Origin of the sequence: uncultured Brachyspira sp., from assembly GCF_949287625.1 — a bacterium.
GTDB lineage: Bacteria > Spirochaetota > Brachyspiria > Brachyspirales > Brachyspiraceae > Brachyspira.
Window position 1 is genome coordinate 1 of record NZ_CASEGO010000161.1, and the last position, 6,146, is coordinate 6,146.

At 26.0% G+C, this 6,146-nt stretch carries 5 protein-coding genes; 2 read left to right on the plus strand and 3 right to left on the minus strand.

The features are described 5' to 3' along the window. Window positions 1–143 precede the first annotated feature (143 nt). Window positions 144–1,331, plus strand: a complete 1,188-nt coding sequence (locus Q1X91_RS14985; protein WP_300759314.1) for a hypothetical protein — start codon at window positions 144–146, stop codon at window positions 1,329–1,331. Between the two features lie 3 nt (window positions 1,332–1,334). Here Q1X91_RS14985 and Q1X91_RS14990 read toward each other — a convergent pair whose 3' ends face one another. Together Q1X91_RS14990 and Q1X91_RS14995 are read right to left on the minus strand one after the other, a co-directional pair. Further along, window positions 1,335–2,084, minus strand: coding sequence for an SDR family oxidoreductase (locus Q1X91_RS14990; RefSeq protein ID WP_300759316.1), 750 nt, complete (start codon window positions 2,082–2,084; stop codon window positions 1,335–1,337). A 426-nt stretch (window positions 2,085–2,510) separates the two neighbouring features. Next, window positions 2,511–3,635, minus strand: coding sequence for a hypothetical protein (locus tag Q1X91_RS14995; protein ID WP_300759318.1), 1,125 nt, complete (start codon window positions 3,633–3,635; stop codon window positions 2,511–2,513). 171 nt (window positions 3,636–3,806) lie between these two features. Here Q1X91_RS14995 and Q1X91_RS15000 point away from each other — a divergent pair, with 171 nt between their 5' ends. Further along, a complete protein-coding gene (locus tag Q1X91_RS15000) occupies window positions 3,807–4,865 on the plus strand; it encodes a DNA adenine methylase (protein ID WP_300759320.1) in 1,059 nt (352 codons plus the stop codon). A gap of 2 nt (window positions 4,866–4,867) precedes the next feature. Here Q1X91_RS15000 and Q1X91_RS15005 read toward each other — a convergent pair whose 3' ends face one another. Further along, window positions 4,868–5,920, minus strand: a complete 1,053-nt coding sequence (locus tag Q1X91_RS15005; protein ID WP_300759322.1) for a DegT/DnrJ/EryC1/StrS family aminotransferase — start codon at window positions 5,918–5,920, stop codon at window positions 4,868–4,870. Window positions 5,921–6,146: the final 226 nt, after the last annotated feature.

The following is a 6,146-nucleotide window of genomic DNA, read 5'->3' on the forward strand; positions in this document are numbered from 1 at the left end:
CATAGTGTATAAAATCCAAAATCATCAATAAAATATAGTTTAATATAAAATAGAGTTTTTATCAATAAATATGCAGCTATATCATAATTGATTTTTTTTATTTATGGTATATATTATTTATGCAAATTTACGGAGATTTTTTAATGAATAAAATTGTAATTAATAGCGAAGATAAATTTATAAAAGTATTAAAATATTTGATTATATCTGTATTATCAACTATTCCTTTATCTATTTATATACTAACATTATCAAATATGGATAGAAGTTATATATTTCCGATATTTTTAAATAGTCATTTATTTATTGGATTTTATTTATTTTGTTTTACTATTCTTTTCCATATTAATCCTATAAATAAAAAAGTTATTCTAATCACATTTTTATCATTTTTACTTGTAAGCCTTATAGCAGTTTTTTCCAATATTTCTTTCAATTATGTATATATGCCTCCTGCAGATTCTCCAGATTTTCAGATATTATTTAATAGAGCAGTATTTTTTAATATAATATTTTTTATACTTATAATGCTTTCATATAATTCATTTGATGCTTTAAATACTGATAAAATTTCAGATTTTTTTACCGTATTTGGCGATATATTTTTATGGTTTGTAATAATTAATGCAGCAAGCAGCACAGTTTTATTTATATTATTTAATGTGCTTCTTGTAGTAGGTTTTTCTGTTGTATCATTATTTGCATCTTCTTCAGATATTGGATTTGCAGTAGCAAAATTAGTGATATGCTCATTTGTATTTTTATATGGTTTTGTTCCATTTATAGCCTATTTAATATATGTAAAAACTAAGTCTGTTATATCAGTATATGTTTCAAGAGCATTTTTAGTTATTGATTTATTTGCTTTATTTATAATGATGTTCTTTATGCTTCCTTATGAATTAAGACCATACAGTAATAGAACAGTTTACATAATATATAATATTCTTTTGGCGTTTACCGTAATGAATTTATTGTTTACAAGAATGGATAAAAAAACAAATATATTTACAAAGGCAATGTATGTAATACTTCCAATATTTGCATTAGTTTTTGATATATTAACTATGACAGCGTCTATATATAGAATAGTAAATTACGGACTTACACCGAATAAATTAGCTTTAATAATTTTAAATATAATATTTTTCATACATTTGATATTTATTTCTCTAAATACAGTTAAATCTTTTATAAACTCATTTCAAAACAGAGAAGATAATAATACATTAAACATTGTTATAAGCAGTAAACCAATCATATTTGTTTATGTTTATTTTGTATTTTCTTTGTTTGTATGTTTCGTAATGCCTATTATTTATATTAATTAAGTTTTATATATTTAATTTCCAGCCTTCATCATTATGATATATCATAAGTTTTGTCATACCGCCGTCTGCTGTAATATTTTCTGCATTTATAAAATCATTATTACAAATAAACCAAGCGGTACTTGCAATATCATAAGTATTTCCTACCTTTGCACTTGGATGCTGAAGTATATCTTCGCTGCTGAACTTTGCATTTTCATCGGTATTTATCCAGCCAGGGCTAATTGAGTTTACACGCACTTTATGGGATAAACTTACTGCCATAGCATGAGTTAAAGCTATAATTGCACCTTTTGCGGCACTGTAGCTTTCGCTGTCTTTCTGAGACATAAAGGCTCTTGTTGAAGCGATATTTATAATGCAGGATTTTTCATTAAAATAATTAATAAAGTTTTTAGTAATCTCATAAGGGGCAGCTGCTCCTATTTTTAGTATTTCTAAAAAATCATCATAACTGCAATTACTTAAAAGTCCTTTATTGGAATAGCAGGCATTATTTATTAAATAATCTATATTGCCGAACTTTTCTATTACTTTGTCAGTAAATGATTTTATAGATTTTTCATTGTCTATATTATCATTTATAAATAGGCATTCTCTTCCTAGTGATTTTATTTGTATGCATAGTTTATTTCCATTTTCATTATCTTTATCAATGAAAGCTATATCGCATCCTTTTTCAGCAAATAGCAATGCAGTTTCTTTTCCTATGCCGTTTGAAGCACCTGTTATAACGCATATTTTATTTTTCATTTTTATTTCCTTTTTATTTTAAATATACCTAAATAACTATAATTTGTCAATTTTTAGTTATTATATACCTAAACAATTATATTTTGTCAAATTTTAATTATTTATAGATGTAATGATAACTTATAAATAGTATAAAGTATTATTTAGCATTAATAAAATAATAAATAGTATAAAGTATTATTTAGCATTAATAAAATAAGTTTAAAATTTATTATAATAACTATGTTTTGCTTAAAAAATGCAGTCTTTTTGGTTCTTTGTGCCATACCTGCCTACGGCACGGACAGCGTCACAAAAGAAGTGGGGGCTGGCACGACTGTATGCTTCGCAGCAAAGCCCTAGATATTAAAAAGAAAATATAATTTTATTTTTGACAAAATATAGTTGTTTAGGTATATACTAAAAACGATTCTTAAAACTCAAAAATCAAGTTTGCTGGTGAAACATTGCTGTAATAGAGCAGTCAGTACATATCTCTATAAATAAAGTGCCTTCTGACCAATTATCAATACTATCCCAATGAATCTGCATTAAATATATCATCTTTTGACCGCAGCTTGGACATTTTATATATTCCCAATCCTGAACCCAATTAGCAAATCCGCCTATTGTATTTAAAGTATCATCAAATGCCCCATAAAATAAAGGAACATCATGTTCTGAAAGAATATAATTATTGTTTTGCATATTAATAAGCTCTTCTTCTTTTATATAGTTTTCTTCAGCAGAATAATAATTTTCAGACTCTTTATCGAAAGGAAGTATTTGGCTTCCTCCTTTTAAATCATACTTTGAATAAGTTGTATTATAGGTTACGCAATTAGGACAGCATGAAGCCTTTATTATACCATCAACACCTATAAACTTAAGTCTTTCATCTCTGCCGTCAATAATAGCAATATCAATATTTCGGCATCCGCATTCAGGACAATTATCATCTCTTAATGAAGCTATAATAACAGGGCTTTTATCTTTTTCATCTTTGTTTTTAGCCTTTTCTAAATAATAGCATTTATCAAAATTAAGTATTCGTCTTTTTTTATCTTTATCAAAAGTCCAGCCTGCACACTCCGCATATATAGAAGGATCAACATAAAGTTTTTTTCTCCATTCTCTTGGATTCATTTCAAAATCGTATAAACAGTCAAGTGCAACATCATCTCCCTGCATAGCTAAACATGACAATAAAGAAGCTCCTTGATTGGCATCTTTAGTTTCATTTATTCTTTTTATAAGTTCATCTCTTATTTCTTCACTGGCTTTATAATAAAATACTTCAGGATAATAAATTTTCTTTTCTAATGCTTTTTTAGCTATATCTTTTAAGTCAATATTTCTATATGCAATCAAATCATAAATGTAAATACCGTTTAATAATTCTTTATCAATATCTTTTTCTTTTAGTTTTTTTACATACTTATTTATTATTTCTTTTATCTCATCATCAGTTAAAGCAAGAGTTTTATTTCTTTCTTCTTCTGCCTTACATTTATAGCATAGACCTTTATAACCCAATTCTGTTCCGCATTTATCACATTTATGTTCAAGCATATATAAACTCCTTGATTGATTAAAAAAACAGTATAATTTATACAGTATTTTTTGTTATAGTTGGATTATAAAATTTATAATAATATTGTCAAGTGTTTTATCATTGTAAAATTATAAATAGTATTCTAAAATATATTTTATACATAATTATTATATATTTTAAGGATATCAATGAATTATATAGGAAGTAAATTATCATTATTAGATTTTTTGTATGAATCTATTAATTCTGTAATAGATAAAAACTGCTCTGCATTCTGTGATTTGTTTGCAGGTACTGGTATTGTAGGAAGATATTTTAAATCTAAAAATTTTTCTATTATATCTAATGATATTCAGTATTATAGTTATGTTATGAATAAGCATTATATAGGAAATCATAAATATTTATATTTTAAAAATCTTAATGATGAGATAGAAAATTTAAAAGGAAGCAAGATTAAAGAAAGACATTTAATTGTATGCGAATACTTAAATAATATACCTTATAAAGAGGGTTTTATTTATAATAATTATTCTTTAGGAGGCACTAAAAATAAAGAGTATCAAAGAATATATTTTTCAGATGAAAATGCTTCAAAATGCGACGCTATTAGAATGAAAATAGAAGAGTGGTTTCAAAATAATAAGATTAATGAAAATGAGTATTATTTTCTTCTTACAAGTCTTCTTGAAAATATAGATAAATGTGCCAATACTGCATCCGTATACGGAGCATTTTTAAAAAATATAAAAAAGACAGCTTTAAAAACTTTTAGTTATTATCCGTCCGATTTTGTATTGAGTGATAAAAAGCATAAAGTATATAATAAATATGCTAATAAATTAATTGAAACTATTGATACAGATATTTTATATATTGACCCGCCTTATAATAGAAGACAGTATTCTGATAATTATCATATGCTTGAAACAATAGCAAAATATGATAATCCAGAGATAAAAGGCAAAACAGGACTTAGAAATGATAGAATAAAATCTTTATACTGCAGTAAAAATGATGTTTATAATATATTTGAGGATTTAATAAATAAAGCAAAGTCCAAATATATATTTGTAAGCTATAATAACGAGGGTTTATTATCATTAGATGATATAAAAACCATAATGTCAAATAAGGGCGAATATGGTTTATTTGTCAAAGAGTACAACAGATTTAAAGCTGACAGCAAAAGAAATAATTCAGCATCATCAACTTTTGAATATCTTCATTACTGTATTGTAAAATAATATTATCTTATTTGTTTTATTAATTTGCATATAAGCTCTGCCTCACTCTTTTGTAGTGTAGGGTATATAGGAAGCGATATGCTTTTTAAATATGCATTTTCAGTATTAGGATAATTTTCATTAGGTAAATTAAGATACTGATGCAGAGGCTTAAATATAGGTCTTGCCGCTTCTACATTATGACGTTCAAACATTTTTATAACATCGTATATATTCATATTGCCGTTTAACATGCATACATATCTGTAATATGAAGGGCTTTCACTGTCATGAGTAGATAATTTCATTAAATTACTTTCCAGTATAGCATTATCATAAAATGAAGCAATATCTGCCCTTACTTCAACCATTCTCTCGAGATGTTTAAGTTCTTCTATACCGATAGAAGCCTGAAGGTCGGTTGCACAGTAATTGAATCTTTTTATAAAATTATCTTTTTTATCATAATGTATTATATCTCTTATAGCGTCCATTCCCTTTTTCTTTGTAAGTATCATACCTCCAGCACCGCCTGAAGTAATCATTCTGGTTGCAGAAAGTGAGAAGTATGCAAAATCTCCAAAACTTCCAAGTAAAGTATCTCTGTATTTTCCTCCGAGACTATGAGAAGCATCTTCTATAATAGGTATTTTTATATCAGCAAGCTCATCAATCAAAGCACAGTTGCCGAACATATGAGAAACTATAATAGCTTTTGTTTTTTCATTAATTGCTTCTATTACATTATCCATAGATATTTGAAAGCTGTCTTCATCTATGTCTATAAGTACGGGAGTTGCTTTTAGATTTGTAACCACTTGAAGAGGTGAGGCATTAAGAAAAGAAGACATTATAACTTCATCGCCTTCTCCTATATTAAGATGTCTTAATATAAGCTCTAATGCAGATGTTCCGCTGTTAACAAATATAGCAGTAAAACCTTTTCCAAAATAATTGGCGAATGTTCTTTCAAATTCGTATATTATATCTCCTGTTGCAAGGTTATCGCTAATCATTACTCTTAAAGCAGATTCTAAGTCTTTTTTTCTTATGGTAGGTCTTGAATGTCTAATCAATTTATTTCCCCGTAATTATAATGTTATAAATGATGATATCATAAAATATATTATTTTCAATATTTATAAATTAAATATTAGATGTGTTGTAATTTTTGTATTTTTAACAGTATTCAGGTTTAGAAATTACTTGACAAATAATTTTAATAGTTTATTGTTTTATGCTAAATTATATAATATTAATTATTATGCAAATCGTATGTTTTACATGTTGTATAATTTATTA